The organism is Caulobacter sp. FV1ye13L (genome assembly GCF_058681155.1).
Genome location: NZ_CM178732.1, coordinates 338,724 through 361,250 on the forward strand (window position 1 = coordinate 338,724; position 22,527 = coordinate 361,250).

Consider the following 22,527-nt stretch of genomic DNA (forward strand, 5'->3'; position numbering starts at 1 on the left):
CGAAGTCAGCGACAACCAATCGAGCCTTACGAATCGCGTCCGACTGAACCCCGGTGCCGAGGGATTTCGTCAGATGGGATCGCCCGACCTGAGCTTCGAGGCTCCGGGGGACTCTGATTCTGACGTGGTAGATCGTGCCACGGACGATCAGGCCGGGAGGGTTTCGCCGCTGACGACGGCGTGACCGTGAAGACGGTGAAGGCGACCGTGAAGACGGTTCTGGATCAAGGCTGGTGTCGCGGCCAGATCGGCGTGAAGAGCCTGAACTGCCACCATCTTCTGACGGTCTGGAAGTGACCGTGTGCAGCATGGTGGTGTCGCAGAAGCCCTTGTGCGCTCTGGACTTTCCAGATTTCGCAGGCCGTTCATGGGCTTGAAGGGAAGTGGTGGACGCGACAGGGATTGAACCTGTGACCCCCTCGATGTCAACGAGGTGCTCTCCCGCTGAGCTACGCATCCGCCAAAGCGACCCTGAAGCACTGTAAAAGTGTCCCGGGCGGGAAGGTGACGGGGTATAGCGGCGGCTTTCGCGTCGCGCAAGCCGCCAGATTTAAATTATCGGGCGGGGCGGAAAAACTCAGGCGGCCATCATCTTTTCGACTTCGGCGACCAGGTCGCGGAGGTGGACAGGCTTGGACAGCACCTTGGCGCCGGCGGGCGCGCGGTCTTGCGCCGACAGGGCCACGGCGGCGAAACCGGTGATGAACATGATGCGCAGGGCCGGGTCGCGGGCTGCGGCCTGGCGGGCCACCTCGATGCCGTCCATGCCGGGCATGACGATGTCGGTCAGCAGCAGGTCCCACGGATGATCGAGATGCTGAACAGCCTCCTCGCCATCGGCGCAGGCCTGAACCTCGAATCCGGCGCGCTCAAGCGCCCGGGCCAGGAAACCCCGGAGCGAGTCGTCGTCTTCGGCGAGAAGGATGCGAGCCATTTTGGTCTTTTTCCGCAGATCGTCGGCGTTGGGGGGGTCACTGTAACGCGCTGACTGTAAATCGGGGATGAACCCGGCGCCTGTTCGACAGGACCGCCCGACTTTTCCCGGTGGGGTGGCCAAAGGTGTTTGACCGCGCCCGGCCAGCCTTGCGACTATGACCCATGAGCGCTTGGGAGCCTAACGCGACGAGGAAGCCGCCGGCGACAGCCGCCGCGTCTTCCGTGGCTCCCCTCGCCGGCCCGGCCCATGAGGTTCTGCGCGCCGCGCCCGAACCCGCGCCGCCGCCCACGGCCCTGGTCTTCGCCTCGCCCCACTCAGGCAGCATCTATCCCGCCGACATGATGGCCGCCGCGCGGCTGGACGCCGAGGCGATACGGGGCTCGGAAGACGCTTTCGTCGACCAGATCATCGCCAGCGCGCCCTCGCTGGGCGCAGCGGTGATCCAGGCGCGACTGGCCCGGGCCTATATCGATCTCAATCGCGAGCCGTGGGAGCTGGACCCGGCGATGTTCGAGGACGAACTGCCCGACTATGCCCGGAGCCGCTCGGCGCGGGTGGTCGCCGGCCTGGGGGCCATCGCCAGGGTCGCCGGCGAAGGACGTCCCATCTATGCTCGAAAGCTGACCTTCGCCGAGGCCCAGGCCCGCGTCGAGCTGGCCCACCGCCCCTATCACGACGCGCTGGACCGTCTGCTGGCCTCGGCGCGGGCGACTCATGGCTGCGCGGTTCTGGTGGACTGGCATTCGATGCCGGCGGCGGCGGCCCGGGGCCAGAGAGCGCGGGGCGGCGGGTCTTGCGATATTGTGCTGGGCGACCGGTTCGGCGCCGCCTGCTCGCCCAAACTCACCGCGCTGGTCGAGCGAGAGCTGGAATCGATGGGCTATCGCGTGGCCCGCAACGCGCCCTATGCCGGCGGCTACACCACAGAGCACTATGGCCGGCCGGCGCGGCGTACTCACGCCCTGCAGATCGAGATCAACCGCGCGCTCTACATGAATGAGTCGACGCGCGAGCCGACCCAGGGGCTGATCAAGCTGGCCGCCGACGCCGATCGCCTGACCCGCGCCCTGGCGGATCTGGATGTTTCCAGCCTGCGTTAAGGCTCAGGATCGCCCTGTTGCGCCGATCCGATCGGCCGCTGGATCACCGCAGCAGCACCGGCCGGAGCCGGATTGATGGCCTTGTGACCGCTTTCAGCGTCCAGACCAAAAAAAAGCCCGGCTCGAGAGCCGGGCAGTTCATTAGGGAGGAAACGCCCAGGAAGGGCAGAGGCGACAAGGCCGCCTCACAGGTCGTTTATAGGGTGCGGTGCGAAATTGGGCAAGCGGAAAAGTGGACTTTAATGTCGATTTTGCTGAAGGGGTTTGAAGAAAAACCCATGCAGGACAAGGGTTATGTAACGCCGGTCGCTCAATAGCGCCCATTTTTCCCGCATGCTGCAGTGCACAATTGGTTGCCGGTGAAACAACTGCGCCCGCGAAGGGCTCTCAAACCCCGCAAAATCAAGGCTTTCGGGATGACACCGGTTTCCGTCGAATCTCCTTTCTCAACAGGTGGGGTGGATAAACGCAGCGCAGTCGCGTAAAAGCCGCGCGCCTGATGCGCGCAGCGTCATCTCCCGTCTCTTCCCCGAAAGTTCGCCTTCTCCATGTCCATGCGAAACATCGCCATCATCGCGCACGTCGATCATGGCAAGACCACCCTCGTCGATCAGCTCCTGGCCCAGTCCGGCATCTTCCGCGCGAACGAAGCCACGACCGAGCGCGCCATGGACTCCAATGACCAGGAGCGCGAGCGCGGGATCACCATCCTGGCCAAGTGCACCAGCGTCCTGTGGCACGGCGAAGCGGGCGAAACCCGCATCAACATCATCGACACCCCCGGCCACGCCGACTTCGGCGGCGAAGTCGAACGCATCCTGGGCATGGTCGACGGCTGCGTCATCCTGGTCGACGCCGAAGAAGGCGTCATGCCGCAGACCAAGTTCGTCCTGGGCAAGGCCCTGAAGATGGGCCTGCGTCCGATCCTCTGCCTCAACAAGGTGGACCGTCCGCACGCCGATCCGGACCGGATCCTGAACGACGTGTTCGACCTGTTCGCCACCATGGGCGCTACGGACGAGCAACTCGACTTCCCGCACATCTATGCGTCGGGCAAGAACGGCTGGGCGACGCTGGACATGAACCAGCCCAACAGCACCCTGGCTCCCCTGTTCGACCTGATCGTGCGCCACGTGCCCGAGCCCAAGGTCGTCGCGAACGTCGACAAGCCGTTCCAGATCCTGTCGGTCCTGATCGAAAACGACCCGTTCCTGGGTCGCCTGCTGACCGGCCGCATCACCTCGGGCAAGGCCGTCCCCGGCATGTCGATCCACGCCCTGTCGCTGGACGGCAAGGAAATCGAGCGCGGCCGCATCACCAAGGTGCTGGCCTTCCGCGGCCTGAAGCGCCAGCCGGTCGATGAAGCCGAAGCCGGCGACATCGTCGCCATCGCGGGCCTGTCCAAGGCGACCGTGGCCGACACCCTGTGCGCCATGGAAGTCACCGAGGCCCTGCCCGCCCAGCCGATCGATCCGCCGACCATCTCGATGACCGTCTCGGTCAACGACAGCCCGCTGGCGGGCAAGGAAGGCGACAAGGTCCAAAGCCGCGTCATTCGTGACCGTCTGCTGCGCGAAGCCGAATCCAACGTGGCCATCAAGGTCAGCGAAACGGCCGAAGGCGACGCCTATGAAGTCGCCGGTCGCGGCGAACTGCAGCTGGGCGTGCTGATCGAAGGCATGCGCCGCGAAGGCTTCGAAGTGTCGATCAGCCGTCCGCGCGTCGTGTTCCAGACCGATCCGGAAACCGGCAAGCGCCTGGAGCCGATCGAAGACGTCATGATCGACGTCGACGACGAGTTCTCGGGCATCGTCATCGAGAAGCTCTCGATGCGTAAGGCCGAGCTGAAGGACATGGGCCCGTCGGGCGCCGGCAAGACCCGCCTGCAACTGGTGGCCCCGTCGCGTTCGCTGATCGGCTATCAGGGCGAGTTCCTGACCGACACGCGCGGTTCGGGCGTGCTGAACCGCGTGTTCAGCCACTACGAGCCCTACAAGGGCGCCATCGACAGCCAGCGCAAGGGCGTTCTGGTCAGCAACTCGGACGGTGAAACCGCCGCCTTCGCGCTGTGGAACCTGGAAGATCGCGGCACCATGTTCGTCGGCGCCGGCGAAAAGACCTATCAGGGCATGATCATCGGCGAGAACGCCCGTCAGGACGACCTCGACGTCAACCCGATGAAGGCCAAGCAGCTGAACAACATCCGCGCCTCGGGCAAGGATGAAGCCGTTCGCCTGACCCCGCCGCGCCGCATGACCCTCGAGCAGGCCATCGCCTATATCGAGGAAGACGAGCTGGTCGAAGTGACGCCCAAGAACATCCGCCTGCGCAAGCAGACCCTGAACCCGTCGTTCCGCAAGCGTCGCGTCAAGGAAGAATAGGACCTCAAGTCCTGATCTGACAAAGGCCGCCGCCCCTCTCGGGTCGGCGGCCTTTTTTCTGGCTGAGCCCCGCGCCAAACCGTCGCGCCGAACACGCAGAGCGTGCGCGGCCACAAGGGCTTAACGCCTGGTTCACCAAAACCGTCGAAGGTCGCCGGCGGGGCTTCTTCGTCCCGGGGAACTCAGGACCGCGCCGTGGGCAAGGCCGCCGCCATCTCGATCATTGCGGGGCGTTTGGCCCCCCTGCTGTCCCCCATGCTGCCCGTCGTGCCCGAGGAAATGGCCGGGCGTGTGCGCATGGAGCAACTGGCCAGCATCCTGCGCCTGACGCCCATCATGATGGGCGCCAACATCGTCATCGCCATGCTGGTCTGCCTTGCCGGCCTGACCGGTCCGCATCGGACCGGCCTGATCATCTGGTCGGCCATGGTGATCAGCTATGGCCTGCTGGGCCTGCGCGGCTGGCTGGCCGCCCAGCGCCGCAAGGGCGGCAAGTCCACCGTGTCTGCGGGCGGCCTGCGCCGTATCGCGACCCAGGCGGGTTTGCTGGGCTGCCTGTGGGGCGCCCTGCCCATCCTGGCCATGGATGGCGACGCCGCCAGCGTGCAGATGCGCATGATGATCGTCTCGGTGATCGCCGGCATGGTCGGCTGCGGCGGATTTGCCATGCTGGCCTTTCCGCCCGCCGCGATCGCCTATTCAACCCCGATGGTGATTGGCTCGCTGTATGTCCTGGCGCGCAGCGGCGACCCGATCCTGCTGGCCTTGGGCGGCCTTCTGATCTTTTGCTACCTGGTGGTCAGCCTCTCGTGCCTGTCGCACGCCAAGGTGTTCGCCGAACGCCTGGTGGCCGGCGAGGAGCTGGAACGCCAGAAACAGGTCGTCAGCCTGCTGCTCAGCGACTTTGAGGAAGGCGCCAGCGACTGGCTCTGGGAAATCGATGCACACGGCGCGCTCAGCTACGTGTCCGACCGGATGGCCACCGCCGCCGGAACCGACCGGCGCGCGCTTCTGGGCCAGACCCTGGCCGCCCTGTGCGGTCCCGCCGTCGAAGGCCCGACAGGCCCGGTGGCCTCGCTGGCGGCGCTGCTGGCCGAACACAGAACCTTCCGGGATATCGTCGTGCCGGTGCAGGTGGGCGCCCTGACCCACTGGTGGTCGCTGAGCGCCAAGCCGATCCACGACAAGGACGGCGCCTTCATGGGATTCCGCGGCGTCGGGGCCGACGTCACCGCAGCCCGCGAGGCCCAGGCGCGCATCTCGCGCCTGGCCCATTTCGACGTCCTGACCCAGCTGCCCAACCGCCTGTCGTTCCTGCAGGCCCTGAGCAAGGCCTGGACCGACCATGCCCAAGCCGATGACGCCGTCGGCGGCTGCGCCGTGCTGTGCCTGGACCTGGACTATTTCAAGGGCGTCAATGACAGCCTGGGCCACCCTGTGGGCGACGCCCTGCTGACCGAGGTCGCCGAGCGCCTGCGCCAGTGCGTCGGCGAGGCCGGCTTCGTGGCCCGCCTCGGCGGCGACGAGTTTGCCGTGGTCGTCGCCCCGGCTCCGGCGCCGGAAGCTCTGGGCGAGCTGGCGCGCGCCATCGTCGAGACCCTGTCCCAGCCCTATGACATTAAGGGCCACAATGTCCTGATCGGCGCCAGCATCGGCATCGCCAAGGCCCCGGTCGATGCGGCCGATCCCGACAGCCTGCTGAAGAACGCCGACCTGGCCCTATACCGCGCCAAGGGCGACGGTCGCGGGGGCTATCGGTTCTTTGAGCTGTCGATGGATGTCGGGGCCCAGGAGCGGCGGGCGCTGGAGATGGATCTGCGCGCCGCGCTGAAGAATGACGAGCTGAGGGTCTTTTTCCAGCCGCTGATCGGCTGTCGCGAGCACGACATCACCGGCTTTGAGGCGCTGCTCCGCTGGGAGCATCCGCGTCGCGGCCTGGTTCCGCCCAATGACTTCATCGCGTGCGCCGAGCAGTGGGGCCTGATCGGCAAGATCGGCGAGTGGGTGCTCAACGAAGCCTGCAGACAGGCCGCCTCATGGCCCGCGCCCCTGACCGTGGCCGTCAACCTGTCGCCAAACCAGTTCGCTTCGGGCGACCTGGTCGGCCAGGTGGCGCGTGCGCTCAGCGACTCGGGCCTGGATCCGTCACGGCTTGAGCTGGAAATCACCGAGGGCCTGCTACTCAACGACACGGCCCGAACCCTGGAACAGCTGGCGGCGCTGAAGACCCTGGGCGTGAAGATCGCCATGGACGACTTCGGCACCGGCTATTCCAGCCTGGCCTATCTGTGGCGGTTCCCGTTCGACAAGATCAAGCTGGACCGCTCGTTCGTCGCCGAGATGGGCGAGAACACCGCCATCAGCGACATCGTCCGCACCATCACCCTGCTGGGCCAGACCCTGAAGCTGCAGGTCACGGCCGAGGGCGTGGAGACTGCCGATCAGGCGCGGATGCTGGGGGAAATGCACTGCGACCATTTCCAGGGCTTCCTGTTCGGACGCCCCATGCCGGTCGGCGACATCCCCAACTTCCTGCTCAGCGACCTGGCGCGCCGCATGCGGCGCCAAAGCGTCGCGGCGGCGGATTTGGCGGCATCCGCCTAATTTACCCCCCGCTCTCCCCGGCGAAGGCCGGGGTCCAGATTCAGCCTGAGCGTTTTGGGATGACGCGCCTTTCGACGACGCCAGTCCGGTCAACACACTGGGTTCGATCTGGATCCCGGCCTTCGCCGGGAAGAGCGGAGAATGGGAACGCTCAGCGCTTGATCAGGCCCAGCAGGGCCAGGAGCAGAATCGCGCCGATCGTCGAGATCACCAGGCTACCGATGAAGCCGCCCCAGCCAATGCCCAGCGCGCTGGCGACAAACGCGCCCAGGAACGAACCGACCACACCGACGACCAGGTTGGTCAGCAGGCCGTGGTTGCGCTTCATGATCTGTTCGGCGATCCAGCCGGCCAGAATGCCGATGATGATCGCGCCGATGATGCCTACGCCGCTCATGTGTCTCTCCTGATAGCCCGGTTGAGCTTCGGGAATGCGTGAGCTGCGGTGAAGGTTGCTTGGGGATCGTGTGCTCGATGCACTTGCCCCCTCCTGGCTGCTGCGCAGCCGTCCTCCCCCGTAGGGGGAAGATGAAGCGCGCCGATCTCATCTTCCCCCTACGGGGGAGGAGCGCCGACGGCGCGGAGGGGGCTAGTCCGTCGCCCCCCTAAACCCGCCGCTCCATGAACACATCCGCCCGCGCATACGGCGTGTCGCGGTGGGGCAGATCGACAAATCCCATCGCCCGATACAGCCCCAAGGCCGGCGCGAGGCTGGAATTGGTCTCCAGATAGAGCCGTGGCGCGCCCAGCGCCTGGGCCTTGTCGATACAGGCCTGCATCAGCAGCCGGCCCAGCCCCGTGCCCCTCGCCTGCTCGGTGACCGTCATCTTGGCCACCTCGAAGCCGCCGTCATCCAGCAGGATCAGCCCGACGCAGCCGATGATCTCGCCCTCGTCGGTCTCGGCCATCAGGATGTGACCGCCCTTGTCGAGGATCTTGCCGACCGGGTCGTTCAGCGCCTCGTGATCCTTGGGCTCCATCCGGAAGAGGGTGGAGATCCAGGCGACATTCAGGTCGCGCCAGGCATCGGCGTGTCGGGCTTCAAAGGGCAGGATGCGCATGGGTGCGATAATGTGCGATCAGACAATCCAGGCAACAGGCAATCCCCGATCATGGTCCATCCTGTCTTCGACAACCTGCCCACCACCATCTTCGAGGAGATGAGCGGCCTGGCGCGCGAGCTGGGCGCCATCAATCTGGGACAGGGCTTTCCGGACGACGCCGGACCCGAGCCCTTGCGCGCAAGGGCCGCCGAGGCGCTGATGAGCGGCTCCAACCAGTACCCGCCGATGCGCGGCCTGCCGCAACTGCGCGCCGCTGTCGCCGAGCATTATCGCCTGAGCCAGGGGCTGGATCTGGACGCCAGCGAGATCACCGTCACCTCCGGCGCGACCGAGGCCCTGGCGGCGGCCTTCTTTTCGCTGATCTCGCCGGGCGACGAGGTGGTGCTGTTCCAGCCGCTGTACGACGCCTATCTGCCGCTGGTGCGCCGGGCCGGCGGCATCCCGCGTCTGGTCCGCCTGGAGCCGCCGCACTGGCGCTTCGACCGCGCCATGCTGGAAGCCGCCTTCACGCCCCGGACGCGGATGGTGGTGCTCAATAGCCCGCTCAATCCGGCCGGAACCGTGACGCCCGACGCGGACCTGGCCCTGCTGGCGGAATTCTGCGTCGCCCATGACGCCATCGCCGTCTGCGACGAGGTGTGGGAGGCGGTCACCTTCGATGGCGCCCGCCACCGCTCGTTGATGGACTTCCCCGGCATGCGCGAGCGGACGGTGAAGATCGGCTCGGCGGGAAAGATGTTCGGCATGACCGGCTGGAAGGTCGGCTTCCTGTGCGCCGCCCCGCCCCTCACCCGGGCTCTCGCCGCCGCCCACCAGTTCCTGACCTTCACCACCCCGCCCAACCTGCAGGCGGCCGTGGCCTGGGGACTGGAACACTATCGCGACTGGTTTTCCACCATGCCGGCCGGCCTGCAGGTCTCGCGCGATCGCCTGACCGCCGGGCTGGAGGGGGCCGGCTACAGGGTGCTGCCCAGCGCCGGGACCTACTTCCTCAATGTCGACCTGCGCGCCTCCGGCATCGCGCTGGCCGATCGCGCGGTCTGTCTGGCCCTGGTCCGCGAGCACGGGGTGGCGGCCATACCGGTCTCGGCCTTCTATGCGCAAAGCCCGGTGACCCACATCATGCGCCTGTGTTTCGCCAAGGCCGACGCGACCCTGGACGAGGCCATCGCGCGACTGGCGGCGGCCCGGCCCCGTCTGGGCGGTTGATCGACACCTTCGCCGGCTCTACCACCAGAGCAACGCAGGCGCCTTGGAGCGCTCCGGGGAGACAGGGCTGATGGCCGTATCGATGCTCGTGGAACGCGGCCAGGTCATCTCGCTGATCAGCGCCACCGCCGAGACGTTCGACGCTGAGGACGTGGGCGGAGAGGCCATCGCCGAATGCCTGGGCGTCAAGCCGCCGGTCTCCTGGCCGCCGGAACACAATGACCCGGCCACCCGCGACTGGATGCGCGGCCTGCTGGCCGACCATCCCGACGAGCCGGGCTATGTCGGCTGGTACATGATCGCCCAGAACCGGCTGGTCGGCGTCTGCGGCTTCAAGGGTCCGCCCAACATCTGGGGCGAGGTCGAGATCGGCTATTCGGTGGTCGAGGCCGAGCATCGCAAGGGCTATGGCGTCGAGGCCGCAGGCCTGCTGATGGCCCGCGCCTTCCGTGACCCCCGGGTGTCGCTGGTCACGGCCGAGACCATGCCCGCGCGGATCGCCTCGCAGAAGGTGCTGGCCCGTTGCGGCTTCACCCATGTCGGCGGCTATTTCGACCCCGAGCAGGGTCAGGTCATGCGCTTCGAGGTACGGCGTCCGGACTAGCGGTTCGCCCAGCAGGGACTCGCGCGGACAGAACCCGATCCATCGCCGACAGCAGGTCGCGCAGGTCGATGGGCTTGGCGACATGCGCGTCGACCCCGGCCGCCAGGCAGGTCTTGATCTGGGCCGACATCACGTCGGCGGTCAGGGCAATGACCGGCAGCCGTTCGAAGCGCGGATCGGCGCGCAGCAGACGCGTGGCCGTCAGCCCGTCCATCACCGGCATGTTGACGTCCATCAGCACGATGTCGATGAGGCCGGTCTCCAGGGCGTCCAGCGCCTCTCGGCCGTTTTCGGCCTCAACCAGCTCGCACTCGAACGGCGTCAGGAACAGCCGGATGACACGGCGGTTGACGGGGTGGTCGTCGACCACCAGCACGCGGCGGCCATGCAGGGCGGCGAAGGAGGGCTCATCTTCGGCGCCGTCGACGTCGGCCGGCGCGTCGTCAGAGGCGGCGCAGGCGTCGGCCAGCATCTCCACGACAAAGATCGAGCCGTGGCCCTCGTGGCTTTGCACCTGGATGTCGCCCCCCATCAACTCGACCAGTCGCCGGGTGATGTTCAACCCCAGGCCAGTGCCGCCAAAGGTGCGGGTCGTCGAGGCGTCGGCCTGGGTGAAGGCGCCGAACAGCTTGGCCAGGGTGGCCTGGCTCATGCCGATGCCGGTGTCCAGCACCCGCAGACGGACGCGCTGGCGCCCCGTGGCCAGATCAGGTCCGCACGACAGGGTCACCTCGACCTGTCCCGTATTGGTGAACTTCAGGGCGTTGGAAACCAGGTTGCTCAGACACTGGCGCAGGCGCACGGCGTCGAACAGCAGCGGTCCGGGCGGCAAGCCCTCGATGCGGAAGACCAGCTCAATGCCCTTGTCGCGCGCGGTGGGCTGATAGCCGCCGATCAGGCGCGCACAGACCTGGGCCAGATCGCCGGCGGTGGGCGCGATCTCAAGCTTGCCTGCCTCGATCTTCGACAGGTCGAGAATGTCGTTGAGCAGCACCAGCAGGGTGTCGCCGGAATCCAGGATCAGCTCGACCTGCTCGCGCTGATGCGACGGAAGATCGTCGGACCGCAGCGACTGGGCCAGACCCAGCATGCCGTTCAGCGGCGTGCGCAATTCGTGGCTCATCACCGCCAGGAAGGCTGACTTGGCCTGGTTGGCGGCTTCGGCATGCTCACGGGCCTCGCGCAAATGGCGCGCGGCGCGGCGTTGATAGATCGCCCAGGTCACCCCGCCCGCCACCAGCAGCGCCAACAGCAGGGCGATCACGCCCGAGGCCTGGGCCAGCTGGCGATTGAGCTGGACCTCGGCGGCCAGGCGTCGGCTTTCGTCGCGCTTGGCGCGCAGCTCGCTTTCCAGCGCTGCCGACATTTCGGCCGCGCTGCGCGTATTGGCCTTGTCACTGTCAGCCCGATCCCGGCGACGCCAGGTGTCCAGCTTGAGGAAAGCCTCCCGGCTACGCCCCTCGGCCTGGTCGATATAGGCCTCTGCCAGAAGTTCGGCCTGCAGATCGCGGTCGATCAAGGCTGTCGGGACGGCCCTTAGCCGCGCGAGGTCAGACCGTGCGGCAGCGGACTCACCCAGCATGGCCTGAGCCAGGAGCCGCTTTTTCAACATGAGGACGAGCAGTCGACTGTTGGGCTTGGCCAGGGCAGCCGTCATTTCGGGAAGGCAGGCCAGAACACTTTTCGGCGACGCACGGGCTTCGGCGACGAGCGCGCATAGAAACCGGTCCCAGGCCCGCAGCCCAGGGTCGCCACTGGCCCAGGTCATCTGGTGATGCAGCTTGGCCAGACGCTCGGCGGCATCGATCTCGCCGACCTCAACGGCCGTGTAGACGATATCGTAGACCCGCTCGATCTTGCGCATGTAGAAGGCGTCGCGCTCGTCGAGGGCGGCGGCCTCCGTCATCCGCTCCAGGGCCCCTTCCTTGTCGCCGATGTCCGCCAGCGTATAGGAGTGCACCTGATTGGCTTCGGCCAGCAGGGGGCGGGCGATCTCGCCACGGCGCTCGATCTCCATGGTCAGATTGGCGGCCATGCGCGCGGCTTCCGACCATTGTCCGGTCTGGCCCAGATGACGCACGCGCTCGATGCCAGTCATCATGCGGATATCCTGCGACGGATGATCCAGTAGTCGCTTCCATTCCGCTTCGGAAAAGGCCTTAAACCCCCCAGTCTCATTGCGGTAGGTCAGCACCATCATCTCGGTCAAGGCCAGCAGCGACGCGTCGTTGTCGCGTCGGGCGACCAGGCCGGCCCGGGCGATCCAGCTATTGAAAGGGCCCTGGATCTGGTTGCTCTTGTAGGCATAGAGCACGCGCCACAGGCCATAGAGGCGTTCGGGACCGTTCTGGAGAAGCGCTTTCTGCCCGGCCCGCTCGATGTCTTCGTTGTCGCGCGGCGGCCGCCGGACCTGATGGGCGCCGATACTGTCGTTCAGTTGTTCAAGCCGGACAGCCATCGTCGACGGGGCGCGATCCGCCGCCCAGGCGCCAGCGCAAACGGCCAGGCTCCCGAAGAGGACGACAGAGGCCAGAAATCGTCGCAACGCCGCTCCTTGTCTAGGGCGGGAACCCTGCAACCCAACGCGTATAAGCACTATTAAGCTTACACTCGAAAAACGTTGTCAGATCGTCGCGCCGCCGTCCACGACCAGCGCCTGGCCGGTCATGAAGCTGCCGGCCTTGGAGGCCAGATAGACCGCCGCCCCGGCCAGTTCGTCGGGCTCGCCGATGCGGCGCAGCGGTACGCTCTTGGTCGAGCGCTCCAGGGTCTCGGGATTGTCCCACAGGGCCTTGGCGAAATCGGTCTTGATCAGGCCGGGCGCGATGCAGTTGACCCGCACATTGTCGGGCCCGAACTCGTGCGCCAGGTTTCGCGCCAACTGGAAATCGGCGGCCTTGGAGATGTTGTAGGCTCCGATGATGGCGTTGCCGCGCAGGCCGCCGATCGACGAGATGATGATGATGGAGCCGTCACGGCGCTCGCGCATCTCGGGCGCGACCATGCCGATCAGCCAGTGATTGCTGATGATGTTGTTGTCGAGAATCTTGCGGAACTGGTCGTCGGCGATGCCGGCCAGAGGGCCGTAATAGGGATTGCTGGCCGCGTTGCAGACGCAGATGTCGACCTTGCCGAACGCCGCCTTCGTCTCGTCGACCAGGCGCTGCAGGTCTTCCTTGGAGCCGATATTGGCCGGGACCGCGATGGCCGTTCCCTCGCCATGCTTGGCGTTCAGCTCGGCCGCGACCTCGTCGCAGGGCCCGGCCTTGCGCGAGGAGATCACCACCTTGGCGCCGTGCTCGGCCATGCGCTGGGCGATGGCCTTGCCGATGCCGCGCGAGGATCCGGTGATGATCGCCACCTTGCCGGTGAGGTCGAAGAGGCCCATGGCGCGCTCCCTGAAACGTTTGTTTGAATTGAGGGCACACTGAGCCGCCCAGGCGGCGCGGTCAAGGTTTGGGGTCCGCGCCAAAACGACGAAGGCGCCTCCGGCCGGAACCGGAAGCGCCTTCTGAAGTCAGGTCTCTGCACCGCCCGGACGGGCCGGGCGACGCACAGGTCCGGGTCTTAGAACGACTTGCGCACGGTCAGGCCGTAGGTGCGCGGCGCCGTCGGATAGCCGCTGTAGCTGCCGTCCTGCACCACGGTGGGGAAGGTCGCGATCAGGCTGTCATCCTCGGTCAGGTTACGAACCCAGAGCATGGCTTCAAGCCGGTGGGCTTCGTTGATCAGGCCCAGGCTGGCATTGACGTTGTTCTGACCCCAGGTCGACAGCTCGGGCGGGGTGGTTTCCGTCAGCTGCGTGTCGCTGGTGTAGTCGTATTCGACCCGCAGATAACCGGCATAGCCGTTGCCGAAGTTGTGGTTGGCGGTGGCCGAGGTCGAGAGGCTCCACTTCGGAATGCCGGCCGGCGCATCGCCGGTCAGATCGCGGAAGTTCGGACGACGACCGGTCGCCGGGTTCAGCGGGCAGCGCACGGTGTCATAGTTCACGCAGGCCGCGCCGGTGAAGGAGTCGTACTTCGGGTCGAGATAGGTGACCGCGCCGGTCAGGGACAGCCAGGACAGGGGGCGGTAGGCGCTGTCGACTTCGAAGCCGCGAACCGATTCCTTGCCGGCGTTGACCAGGCTGTAGCCCAGGCCCGTGAAGGCGTTGGACTGGAAGCCCTCGATCGCCTGGTCGAACACCGCCACGTTGAGGTAACCGCCCGGGAAGTTGGCCTTCAGGCCCGCTTCAAGCACGGTGACGTCTTCGGGGTTGGCGCTGCGGCCGACGCCGTTGGCATTCGGCGGACGGCTGTCGGAGGACAGGTTGAACGCCCCGGCCTTCCAGCCCGTCGAGTAGCTGACATAGGTGTTGATGCTGCCGAAGTCATAGGCCGCACGAACCGAGTAGGTGACCTTGTCGGCCTTCAGCTTCCCCGACTCCGAAGCGTTGGGGAAGTTGACCGGCGCATGGTTGGTCGTGTTGCCATAGTAGAACTGCAGACCGCCGAGGGCGGCATACAGGTTGCCCGGCAGGCCCAGGGCCGAAAGCTGCGGCACGGCGCTGAGGTTCAGGGACGAGAAGGGGTCCTTGAGGACGACGTTCGACTTGGCGTTCTTTTCGTCGCTCAGGAAGGCCAGACCGCCGGTCAGGGTCAGCTTGTCGGTGACGGCGTAGTCAGCCTGGCCGAACAGCGAGAACGAGGTCTGATCCATCGAATAATAGTCATCGATGCCATGGCCGGCCTGGAAGTAGGTCTTGCCCGGAACGACCGACGGCGTGACCAGGCTCTGCAGGAACTCGAGCGCGTAGAGGTTGGAACGACCGGTCAGGGCCGGACGCAGGGGCGCGGGCAGAGCGCCCAGCAGCGCCGCCGGCACCGGTCCGCTCAGACCTTCGGCGAAGCCCCGAATGTCCTTGCCGAAAGCGATCGTGCGGCCGGTATCAAGCTTTTCGTTCTGGTAGAAGCCACCGACCAGCCAGCTGAGCGGACCGTCGCCCTTCGAGGCCAGGCGCAGTTCCTGGGTGAAGGTCTTGATCGTGTTGCCCAGATCATTGGTGGCCAGATCGGCGCCGGAGAAGTCGATGTCCTGGAACGACGCGGCGTTCTGCTTGCGATAGGCAGTGATCGCGGTCAGGGCGGCGAAACCGAAATCATGGTCGATCTGGCCCGAAACGCCCTTGCCCGACAGGGTATTGACCGGATCGCTGGTAAAGGTCACGTCGCGATTGAACTTGGTGGCCGGGTTGCCGACCTTGGCCCCCAGACCGAAGGGGGCCGGCGCGGCGATGAACTGGGTCGCAGGACCGTTCAGCAGTTGCACCACGGTGCAGCAGACTTCGTTGATCTTGTTGTAGTCGGCGATGATCCGGACCGAGGTCTGGTCGGTCGGGAGCCACAGGACGTCGCCGCGGATCGACCAGCGGTCGCGGTCGTTGACGTCATTGCCGGTGATCACGTTGGTGGCGAAGCCGTCGCGCTTGTTCAGGCCGCCGGACAGGCGGACCGCCACGGAATCGCTGAGCGGGCCGGTGACCGTGGCCTTGAGCTGCTGCTGGTTGAAGTTGCCGAAGCTGGCCTCGGCCTTGCCGCCGAAATCGAACTGCGGCTTCTTGGTCACGATGCTGATGGCGCCGGCCGAGACGTTCTTGCCGAACAGGGTCGATTGCGGGCCGCGCAGAACTTCGATGCGCTCGATTTCAGGAAGGTCGTCGAGGGCCGACGAGGACCGCGAGCGATAGACGCCGTCGATGAAGACCGCGACCGAGCTCTCGATGCCGTCATTGCCGTTGCCGTTGCCGAAGCCGCGAATGACGAAGTTGGTCTGGCTGACGGCGTTGAACTGCGAAACCTTCAGCGAAGGCACCATCGACTGCAGGTCGATAAGGTCGCGCACCTGGGCGCGCTCAACGGCCTGGGCTCCGGTCACCGAGACCGAGACCGGCACGTCTTGCAGGGTCTGCTCGCGCTTGGTCGCCGTGACGATGATCTCTTCGACCGTCGAGCTCGACGTCTGGCTCTGGGCGAATGCGGGGCTGCTGGCGATGAGCGCGACGAGCGAAACGCCGAGCAAATGGATCTTCTTCACGGAAACCTCCCTAAGGTTTATTTCTACGGGCCGCCGTCATTGCGCCGACCTTCGTTGACCAATTTTATGGTCACCTAGATATTTTAATGCAAGTTAGACTTTCACGGCGGGCGCTTGCGATCAGCCGTTATCCGATCAATAGACTCCCAAACGCCAAAAAAAGGCGCAAAGCGGGGCGGGCATAGTGAAGGGTCAAGACCCTCTCGAGGCGACAGGAACCTATGGTTCCAGGACGTTATCCCACAGCCGCAAGTCGGCCAAGAAGCGCGATGCGATCCTTCGGGCCGCCAGCGAGACCATCAATATCAAGAGCTTTGCCCTGGCCACGATGTCCGAGATCGCCGCTAGGCTCGATCTGCGGGATGCGGCGCTCTACTATTACTTCCCCAACAAACAGGCCTTGGCGTTTGCCTGCCATCTTCAGTCCCTGGAGCGGCTGGAAACCATTCTGGTGGCCACCCTCCGCACGCACGGCGCGGGGGCGGAAAAGCTCGAACGTTTCCTGCGTGACCTGCTGCATGACGCTGCGGAAAACGGGCCCCTGCTGTATTTCGGCGATCTGTCCTATCTGACCGACGCCCAGCGCGCCGAGGTGTCGGACTGGGGCCAGAGACTGACCAATGACCTGGAGCGGCTGGTCGAGGACGGCATTGTCGACGGCTCGATCGTCGCCTGCGAACCCAAGCTGGTCGTGCAGTTGTTGCTGGGCATGCTGATCTGGCTGGTGAAATGGGTTCCTACCGTCCAGGGCGCGACCCCAGACCGGCTGATGGCCGCGATGGGCGTGGTCAGCCTCAAAGGGCTGGAGCCGCGCCGCTCCGCAAAATAGAGTCCCCGTCGTTGTCGGGATCCGTGGAGCCCGCGCGTCCTTGAGGCAAAACTTCCGGCCATCCGATGGAGCCGATCATGTCGCTCGACACCGCCAGCATCGATCCGCAACGCGACCTGGTCCTGACCCGGATCATCGACGTCCCCGCTGACAAGCTGTTCAGGTGCTGGGCCACGCCAGACCTGCTGCCCAAGTGGTTCTGCCCACCGCCCTGGTCCGTCTCCAAAGCGGTCATCGACGTGCGCACCGGCGGAAACAGCCTGATCACCATGAACGGCCCCAACGGCGAGGTCATCGACAATCCGGGCGTCTATCTGGAGGTGATCGAGAACCGCAAGATCGTGTTTACCGACGCCTTCACGCAAACCTGGAAGCCGTCGGCCAAGCCCTTCATGACGGGGATCATCACCTTCGAGGATCTTGGCGACGGCAGGACCCGCTACACCGCCATCGCCCGCCACTGGACGGTCGAGGATTGCCGGACCCACGAGCAGATGGGCTTCGCCGAGGGCTGGGGCATAGCCGCCGACCAGATGGCGGCGCTGGCGGCGACGCTTTAGGGGAACCGGCGCGCACCCCCGCCGTTGCCGTAGCTGCAGCTGTGAGGAGTCGAGATGCCAAGGACCGTCGATGCGGACACAGCCCTTGAAGAGGTGCTGGCCTTTCTCGCAAATCCGCCGCCGCCGGGTTCGCCCCAGGATGACCTCTTTGGCGAGCGCCTGCGCCAGGTGATCTCCGCCTCGATCCCGGTCCGTCCTGGCGACAGCGAAGACGACAGCCCGATCCTGGCCCTGAGCGAAGACCTGCGCCGGCGGCTGGACGCCGCCGCCCGCAAGCGCGGCGGATCTCATCCGTTCGGCGAGCATCCCGACGGCATCGGCCCGACTCTGGGCATGGATCTGAGCCGGTCCTGACGATCCGCGCGGCCGATCAGGCGCACTTGCTCCAGCCGTTCATGTCGAGGTGGAAGTGGTCGCGGTGCTCGGCGTTGTAGTCGGGGCTCAGCGTAGTCAGGAACACCCGGCAGGCGCCGTCGCGCACCCGGCGCAGGAACTGGCCCTTGGGGCCAGGATCGGTCCAGTCGCTGGCCACCGTGATCCGGCTGCCGTCGGCCAGTCGAAAGCCGGCAAGGTCGATGGCGCCGGCCAGGGCGTGCTCGCTGACCGGCCCGCTGGCCTTGCCGTACATGCGCCGGCAGGAATAGGCGCCGTAGTGCTCCAGCCCCGTGACGCCCTGGCCCAGAAGTTCATAGGCGGCGGGCTGTACGACCTGGCGCTCCCAGATCGACAGGGCCAGGGCCTCCTTGCAGACCATCGGCGCGTCGGCCGGAATCAGCGGCGCCATGCCGGACTCGATACGCAGGGCGTCGCGCACCACGCAGAAATCGCCCTCGGTCCTGTCGGGCAGATCCAGATAGGTCAGACCGGCCTTGGCCAGGATGGCCCGGCAAAGCTCTGGGTCGCGGCCGCTGCGGGCGGCCTTGATGCGGGTGGCCATGCCCACCGGGTCGACGACGCTCAGCGTCTTCCACGGCGCATGCTGGGTGGGTAGGGTGCGCTGCGCCAGCAGGGCCATGATCGCCACCAGCGACCACAGCAGCACAAGGCCGGTCAGCCGCGCCAGGCGCGTCTGATGTCTGGCGTGGCGCTCGATGCGCGGATGGCGCGGTACGCGATAGGCCATGGGGCGGGGGAGCGCCTTGCAAAGGTTAACGCCGCACCAAGCACGAGCCAGGCCCGCCTTTCAACCGGCAAACCGCCTCATCGACCCGGTCCGGCTGGCCCGGACTTGGCGAGGCGGCCGGAAAAGGGCATCACCGCCTGCCCATGTCCTCAACGCCCGACCACCCTGCCCTGTTCGACCGCGCGCTGCTGCCGCGCTTTGCGTTGCTGTGCCTGGGCATCTGGCTGAACGCGGCCGACACCCTGGTGACGGCGACCATCATGCCCAGCGTCGCGCGCGAGATCGGCGGCTACCAGTATTTCGGCTGGTCGGTGGCGGCCTTCCTGATGGGCTCGATCGTCGCCGGGGCCTGCAGCGGCAAGCTGTCGATCGCGCTTGGCCTGCGGCGGGCCACCATGCTGGCCGGGGTCGCCTATGCGGTCGGCTGCGCGATGAGCGCGCTGGCGCCGGAATTCGTCACCTTCGTGGTGGGTCGGCTGGTGCAGGGCCTGGGGGCCGGCGCGGTCGTGGCCCTGTGCTATGTGGCCATCACCGCCCTCTTCCCCGAAAGTCTGTGGCCACGCGTCTATGGCGCCGTGGCCGGCGTGTGGGGCGGCGCCACCCTGCTGGGTCCGCTGGTCGGCGGCCTGTTCGCCCAGGCCGGCTTCTGGCGCGGCGCGTTCTGGCTGTTCGTCGCCCAGGCCGTGATCTTCGTGGTCGCCGTGGCGGTCATGCTGCCCTCGGAAAAGCGCGACGAGGGACGCAACCGCGTTCCGGCCCTGCAACTGACCCTGCTGATCGTCGGGGTCAGCCTGATCGGCCTGGCCGGGGTCGTCGCCTCGCCCGCAGCCGCCATCGCCTGCGCCTTGCTGGGCCTGGTCGGGATGGCGGCGATGCTGGCGGCCAATCGCGGGACGCGCGATCGCCTTCTGCCCCGCTCGGTTGCCGACCTGACCACCGCCACCGGCCTTGGCCTGCTGATCATGTTCGCCTGCGAGGCCGCCGCCATCGGCTTCACCGTCTATGGCCCCGCCTTCATCCAGGCCCGCCACGCCGCCTCGCCCCTGATGGCCGGCTATGTCACCGGCGCCATCGCGGCGGGCTGGACGGTCTGCGCCCTGCTGGTCGGCGGTCTGCCCCCGGCCCGCGAGGGCCTGGCGATCCGCACCGGCGTCGGGACCCTGCTGATCGGCGTGGTCTGGAGCGCCTGGGCCGTGACGCGCGGGAGCCTGGTCGAGACCGGCCTCGCCTTCCTGGTGATCGGCTGCGGCTTTGGCCTGTGCTGGGCCTTCCTCACCCGGCGGGTGATCGCCGCGGCGCCGGCCGACGAGCAGGCCCTGGCCTCCTCCGCCGTGCCCACCGTGCAGCTGATCGGCGGCGCGGCCGGCTCGGCGGCGGCCGGGGCCATGGCCAACCTGCTGGGCTTTGGCCACGGCGTCGATCCGGCCACGGCCTATGCCGTGGGGCCGTGGCTGTTCGGCGCCTTCACGCCCCTGGCCCTGGTCGCCTTCGCGGCGGCCTGGCGGCTGGGGCGGCGCTAGGGGCGGACGGCGCCCTACACCTCGACCAGCACCGCGCCTTCCACCAGCTTGACGATGTCGCCCATGATGTCGGTGATCTTGAAGTCCTTGGGCGTGTAGATCCGCGCCACGCCCATCTGCTTCAGGATCAGGGCGTCGGCGTCGGGGATGATGCCGCCCACCACGACCGGGATGTCGCCCAGCCCCTCGGCGCGCATCAGGCGCACGACTTCCTGCACCAGGTCCAGGTGCGAGCCCGACAGGATCGACAGGCCCACCACGTGGGCGCGGCTTTCCTTGGCGCGGCGGACGATCTCGTCGGGGGTCGAGCGGATGCCGTCATAGACGACCTCCATGCCGACGGCCCTGGCGCGGGTGGCGATCTGCTCGGCGCCGTTGGAGTGACCGTCCAGGCCGGGCTTGCCGACCAGATAGGTCAGGGTGCGGCCCAGCACCTCCGAGACGCGCTCGACCTCACGCTTGACGGCCTCGACATCCTCGGCCTCGCCGGTCGAGACCACAATGGCCACGCCGGTCGGGCCGCGATATTCGCCGAACACCTCGCGCAGGGCGCCGGACCATTCGCCGGTGGTGACGCCCGCCTTGGCCGCGACGATAGAGGGTTCCATGATGTTGCGGCCGTCCTGGGCCGCCGCCTTCAGATCGGCCAGGGCCGCCTGGACGGCGCCGTCATCGCGGGCCGCGCGCCAGGCCTTGATGCGTTCGACGACGCCGGCCTCGAGGCGCGGATCGACGGTCTCGATCGAGCTTTCGCCGGCTGACAGCGGCGAGGCCTCGGTGTCGGTCCAGCGGTTGACGCCGACCACGGTCATGTCGCCGGTCTCGACCGAGCGGACGCGTTTGGCGTTCGAGGCGACCAGCTCGGTCTTCATGTAGTCGATGGCGCTCGCGGCCCCGCCCATGCCGTCGATCAGGGCCAGTTGCTCCAGCGCGCCCTTGCTCAGCTCAGCGACCTTGGCCTCGACCACGTGCGAGCCGTCGAACAGGTCCTCATATTCCAGCAGGTCGGTCTCATAGGCCAAGACCTGCTGCAGCCGCAGGGACCACTGCTGGTCGAACGGACGCGGCAGGCCCAGGGCCTCGTTCCAGGCCGGCAGTTGCAGGGCGCGGCAGCGGGCGTCCTTGCTCAGCGTCACCGCCAGGGCCTCGATCAGGATGCGATAGACGTTGTTCTCGGGCTGCTGCTCGGTCAGCCCGAGCGAATTGACCTGAACCCCATAGCGGAACCGGCGGGCCTTCTTGTCCTGCACGCCGTAGCGCTCCAGCAGGATCTGGTCCCACAGCCGCGTGAACGACCGCATCTTGCACAGCTCGGTGACGAACCGCACGCCGGCGTTGACGAAGAAGCTGATCCGCGAGGCGACGATCTCGAAGTCTTGCTCGGGCACCTGGCCGCCGGCCTTGACGGTGTCGAGCACGGAAATCGCGGTGGCCAGGGCGAAGGCCAGTTCCTGCTCCGGCGTCGCGCCGGCTTCCTGCAGATGGTAGCTGCAGACGTTCATCGGGTTCCACTTGGGAACTTCCAGATAGCACCAGGCGATCATGTCGCCGATCAACCGCAGGCTCGGGCCCGGCGGGAAGATGTAGGTGCCGCGCGACAGATATTCCTTGATCAGATCGTTCTGCGTCGTGCCCTGCAGCAGCTTGCGATCCGCCCCCTGCTCGTCGGCCAGGGCCACATACATCGCCAGCAGCCAGGCGGCCGGGGCGTTGATGGTCATCGAGGTGTTGGACTGGTCCAGCGGGATCTGGTCGAACAGCTGGCGCATGTCGCCCAGGTGGCTGATCGGCACGCCGACCTTGCCCACTTCGCCGCGCGAGAGGATGTGGTCGGGATCATAGCCGGTCTGGGTCGGCAGGTCGAAGGCCACCGACAGGCCGGTCTGGCCCTTGGACAGGTTGGCGCGGTACAGGCTGTTGGACTTTTCGGCCGTCGAATGGCCGGCATAGGTGCGGAAGATCCACGGCGCATCGGGCGCATGCTGATACGGCTTGGCGGACATGGCGGGCTCCCGGCGCTTATCGTTCTTGTTATCGTCGATCATGATCCGGGATTTTTTGCGGCGCAACATTCATTTCGCGGATGCGAAATCGCTCGTCGGCGCCCATCCCGGACTTCCAGACCCGCGGGGCGCTCAGGCCGCCGCCTTCTCCTCGTCCGGCTCCAGTGTCGCAATCAAGGCCACCAGCTCGGCCCGCCGCGCCTGGGCGGCGGCGATGTGGGCGTCGACCTCGGCCAGCTTGGCGCGCAGTTTCTGGGGAAGGGCGTCGCAGACCTTGCCCTCCAGGGTCGCGTGGCCGGCGATCTCCTTGAGCGAAAAGCCCAGCCTCTGGGCCTGCTCGATGAAGCCCAGGGTGGCGATCAGGCTCTCGGGATAGTCGCGATAGCCGTTCGCGCCGCGCGGCGCGGGCGGCAGGATGCCCTGCTCCTCATAGAACCGGATGCGCGAGGCCGACACCCCGGCGCGCTTGGCGATCTCGCCGATCTTCATTCCACAGGCCTCCGAAAGGGCGCTTGACC

Annotated in this window: 19 protein-coding genes, 1 tRNA gene and 1 pseudogene; 10 read left to right on the forward strand and 11 right to left on the reverse strand. The window is 66.7% G+C overall.

Annotated elements, in window-relative coordinates; all coding sequences use genetic code 11:
* Position 1: 1 nt before the first annotated feature.
* The 3 genes and pseudogenes from ACW176_RS01530 to cpdR all read right to left on the reverse strand — a co-directional run.
* Positions 2-151: pseudogene (locus tag ACW176_RS01530) on the reverse strand (DUF6538 domain-containing protein); the annotation flags it as partial.
* Between the two features lie 233 nt (positions 152-384).
* Positions 385-459 (reverse strand) — tRNA-Val (locus ACW176_RS01535).
* A 118-nt stretch (positions 460-577) separates the two neighbouring features.
* Positions 578-934: a cell cycle two-component system response regulator CpdR gene (gene cpdR, locus ACW176_RS01540; RefSeq protein ID WP_062144046.1), complete on the reverse strand. Its 357-nt coding sequence runs from the start codon at positions 932-934 to the stop codon at positions 578-580.
* Between the two features lie 164 nt (positions 935-1,098).
* Between cpdR and ACW176_RS01545 the strand changes: the two genes are divergently transcribed.
* The 4 genes from ACW176_RS01545 to ACW176_RS01560 all read left to right on the forward strand — a co-directional run bounded on the left by ACW176_RS01545 (position 1,099) and on the right by ACW176_RS01560 (position 7,022).
* Entirely contained in the window at positions 1,099-2,037 is a 939-nt protein-coding gene (locus ACW176_RS01545; protein ID WP_492110625.1) for an N-formylglutamate amidohydrolase, read from the forward strand.
* A gap of 17 nt (positions 2,038-2,054) precedes the next feature.
* Positions 2,055-2,354: a hypothetical protein gene (locus ACW176_RS01550; RefSeq protein WP_419318426.1), complete on the forward strand. Its 300-nt coding sequence runs from the start codon at positions 2,055-2,057 to the stop codon at positions 2,352-2,354.
* A 231-nt stretch (positions 2,355-2,585) separates the two neighbouring features.
* Positions 2,586-4,418 (forward strand): translational GTPase TypA, encoded by a 1,833-nt coding sequence (gene typA / locus ACW176_RS01555; protein WP_492110626.1) that lies wholly within the window; start codon positions 2,586-2,588, stop codon positions 4,416-4,418.
* 255 nt (positions 4,419-4,673) lie between these two features.
* A complete protein-coding gene (locus ACW176_RS01560) occupies positions 4,674-7,022 on the forward strand; it encodes a putative bifunctional diguanylate cyclase/phosphodiesterase (protein ID WP_492111862.1) in 2,349 nt (782 codons plus the stop codon).
* A 151-nt stretch (positions 7,023-7,173) separates the two neighbouring features.
* Here ACW176_RS01560 and ACW176_RS01565 read toward each other — a convergent pair whose 3' ends face one another.
* Positions 7,174-7,419, reverse strand: coding sequence for a GlsB/YeaQ/YmgE family stress response membrane protein (locus ACW176_RS01565; RefSeq protein ID WP_492110627.1), 246 nt, complete (start codon positions 7,417-7,419; stop codon positions 7,174-7,176).
* Positions 7,420-7,627: 208 nt separating this feature from the next.
* The gene (locus tag ACW176_RS01570) at positions 7,628-8,083 is read right to left on the reverse strand and encodes a GNAT family N-acetyltransferase (RefSeq protein WP_492110628.1); all 456 of its coding nucleotides are present in this window, start codon (positions 8,081-8,083) and stop codon (positions 7,628-7,630) included.
* Positions 8,084-8,134: 51 nt separating this feature from the next.
* Here ACW176_RS01570 and ACW176_RS01575 point away from each other — a divergent pair, with 51 nt between their 5' ends.
* Positions 8,135-9,295 carry an aminotransferase gene (locus ACW176_RS01575; protein WP_492110629.1) on the forward strand — a complete coding sequence of 387 codons (1,161 nt, stop codon included), beginning with the start codon at positions 8,135-8,137 and terminating at the stop codon, positions 9,293-9,295.
* 70 nt (positions 9,296-9,365) lie between these two features.
* Entirely contained in the window at positions 9,366-9,899 is a 534-nt protein-coding gene (locus tag ACW176_RS01580; RefSeq protein WP_492110630.1) for a GNAT family N-acetyltransferase, read from the forward strand.
* Here the strand turns inward: ACW176_RS01580 and ACW176_RS01585 are convergent.
* The 3 genes from ACW176_RS01585 to ACW176_RS01595 form a co-directional block, all read right to left on the reverse strand.
* A complete protein-coding gene (locus ACW176_RS01585; protein ID WP_492110631.1) occupies positions 9,868-12,444 on the reverse strand; it encodes a hybrid sensor histidine kinase/response regulator in 2,577 nt (858 codons plus the stop codon). The two genes, ACW176_RS01580 and ACW176_RS01585, sit on opposite strands and share 32 nt — an antisense overlap.
* 78 nt (positions 12,445-12,522) lie before the next feature.
* Positions 12,523-13,287 carry an SDR family oxidoreductase gene (locus tag ACW176_RS01590; protein ID WP_419318438.1) on the reverse strand — a complete coding sequence of 255 codons (765 nt, stop codon included), beginning with the start codon at positions 13,285-13,287 and terminating at the stop codon, positions 12,523-12,525.
* Positions 13,288-13,466: 179 nt separating this feature from the next.
* Positions 13,467-15,974: a TonB-dependent receptor gene (locus ACW176_RS01595; protein WP_492110632.1), complete on the reverse strand. Its 2,508-nt coding sequence runs from the start codon at positions 15,972-15,974 to the stop codon at positions 13,467-13,469.
* Positions 15,975-16,158: 184 nt separating this feature from the next.
* On the opposite strand from ACW176_RS01595, the gene ACW176_RS01600 reads away from it, so the two are divergent.
* From ACW176_RS01600 to ACW176_RS01610, 3 genes are all read left to right on the forward strand, one after another.
* The gene (locus tag ACW176_RS01600) at positions 16,159-16,803 is read left to right on the forward strand and encodes a TetR/AcrR family transcriptional regulator (protein WP_492110633.1); all 645 of its coding nucleotides are present in this window, start codon (positions 16,159-16,161) and stop codon (positions 16,801-16,803) included.
* A 77-nt stretch (positions 16,804-16,880) separates the two neighbouring features.
* Positions 16,881-17,363, forward strand: a complete 483-nt coding sequence (locus ACW176_RS01605; RefSeq protein ID WP_492110634.1) for an SRPBCC family protein — start codon at positions 16,881-16,883, stop codon at positions 17,361-17,363.
* 54 nt (positions 17,364-17,417) lie between these two features.
* Positions 17,418-17,717, forward strand: coding sequence for a hypothetical protein (locus ACW176_RS01610; protein WP_419318446.1), 300 nt, complete (start codon positions 17,418-17,420; stop codon positions 17,715-17,717).
* 16 nt (positions 17,718-17,733) lie between these two features.
* Here the strand turns inward: ACW176_RS01610 and ACW176_RS01615 are convergent, their stop codons facing one another.
* A complete protein-coding gene (locus ACW176_RS01615; RefSeq protein ID WP_419318448.1) occupies positions 17,734-18,486 on the reverse strand; it encodes an extensin-like domain-containing protein in 753 nt (250 codons plus the stop codon).
* Between the two features lie 143 nt (positions 18,487-18,629).
* Between ACW176_RS01615 and ACW176_RS01620 the strand changes: the two genes are divergently transcribed.
* Positions 18,630-20,006, forward strand: a complete 1,377-nt coding sequence (locus tag ACW176_RS01620; RefSeq protein WP_492110635.1) for an MFS transporter — start codon at positions 18,630-18,632, stop codon at positions 20,004-20,006.
* A gap of 14 nt (positions 20,007-20,020) precedes the next feature.
* Here the strand turns inward: ACW176_RS01620 and ACW176_RS01625 are convergent, their stop codons facing one another.
* Both ACW176_RS01625 and ACW176_RS01630 read right to left on the reverse strand, forming a co-directional pair.
* Positions 20,021-22,009 (reverse strand): methylmalonyl-CoA mutase family protein, encoded by a 1,989-nt coding sequence (locus tag ACW176_RS01625; protein WP_492110636.1) that lies wholly within the window; start codon positions 22,007-22,009, stop codon positions 20,021-20,023.
* Positions 22,010-22,141: 132 nt separating this feature from the next.
* Positions 22,142-22,498 (reverse strand): MerR family transcriptional regulator, encoded by a 357-nt coding sequence (locus tag ACW176_RS01630; RefSeq protein WP_492110637.1) that lies wholly within the window; start codon positions 22,496-22,498, stop codon positions 22,142-22,144.
* Positions 22,499-22,527 lie beyond the last annotated feature (29 nt).

Bases quoted from the DNA above. Each gene is read 5' to 3' on its own strand.
- cpdR (WP_062144046.1), bottom strand. From the start codon at position 934: ATGGCTCGCATCCTTCTCGCCGAAGACGACGACTCGCTCCGGGGTTTC.
- typA (WP_492110626.1), top strand. From the start codon at position 2,586: ATGTCCATGCGAAACATCGCCATCATCGCGCACGTCGATCATGGCAAG.
- ACW176_RS01610 (WP_419318446.1), top strand. From the start codon at position 17,418: ATGCCAAGGACCGTCGATGCGGACACAGCCCTTGAAGAGGTGCTGGCC.
- ACW176_RS01575 (WP_492110629.1), top strand. From the start codon at position 8,135: ATGGTCCATCCTGTCTTCGACAACCTGCCCACCACCATCTTCGAGGAG.
- ACW176_RS01590 (WP_419318438.1), bottom strand. From the start codon at position 13,287: ATGGGCCTCTTCGACCTCACCGGCAAGGTGGCGATCATCACCGGATCC.
- ACW176_RS01625 (WP_492110636.1), bottom strand. From the start codon at position 22,009: ATGTCCGCCAAGCCGTATCAGCATGCGCCCGATGCGCCGTGGATCTTC.
- ACW176_RS01560 (WP_492111862.1), top strand. From the start codon at position 4,674: ATGCTGCCCGTCGTGCCCGAGGAAATGGCCGGGCGTGTGCGCATGGAG.
- ACW176_RS01570 (WP_492110628.1), bottom strand. From the start codon at position 8,083: ATGCGCATCCTGCCCTTTGAAGCCCGACACGCCGATGCCTGGCGCGAC.
- ACW176_RS01545 (WP_492110625.1), top strand. From the start codon at position 1,099: ATGAGCGCTTGGGAGCCTAACGCGACGAGGAAGCCGCCGGCGACAGCC.
- ACW176_RS01620 (WP_492110635.1), top strand. From the start codon at position 18,630: ATGTCCTCAACGCCCGACCACCCTGCCCTGTTCGACCGCGCGCTGCTG.
- ACW176_RS01630 (WP_492110637.1), bottom strand. From the start codon at position 22,498: ATGAAGATCGGCGAGATCGCCAAGCGCGCCGGGGTGTCGGCCTCGCGC.
- ACW176_RS01565 (WP_492110627.1), bottom strand. From the start codon at position 7,419: ATGAGCGGCGTAGGCATCATCGGCGCGATCATCATCGGCATTCTGGCC.
- ACW176_RS01605 (WP_492110634.1), top strand. From the start codon at position 16,881: ATGTCGCTCGACACCGCCAGCATCGATCCGCAACGCGACCTGGTCCTG.
- ACW176_RS01615 (WP_419318448.1), bottom strand. From the start codon at position 18,486: ATGGCCTATCGCGTACCGCGCCATCCGCGCATCGAGCGCCACGCCAGA.
- ACW176_RS01580 (WP_492110630.1), top strand. From the start codon at position 9,366: ATGGCCGTATCGATGCTCGTGGAACGCGGCCAGGTCATCTCGCTGATC.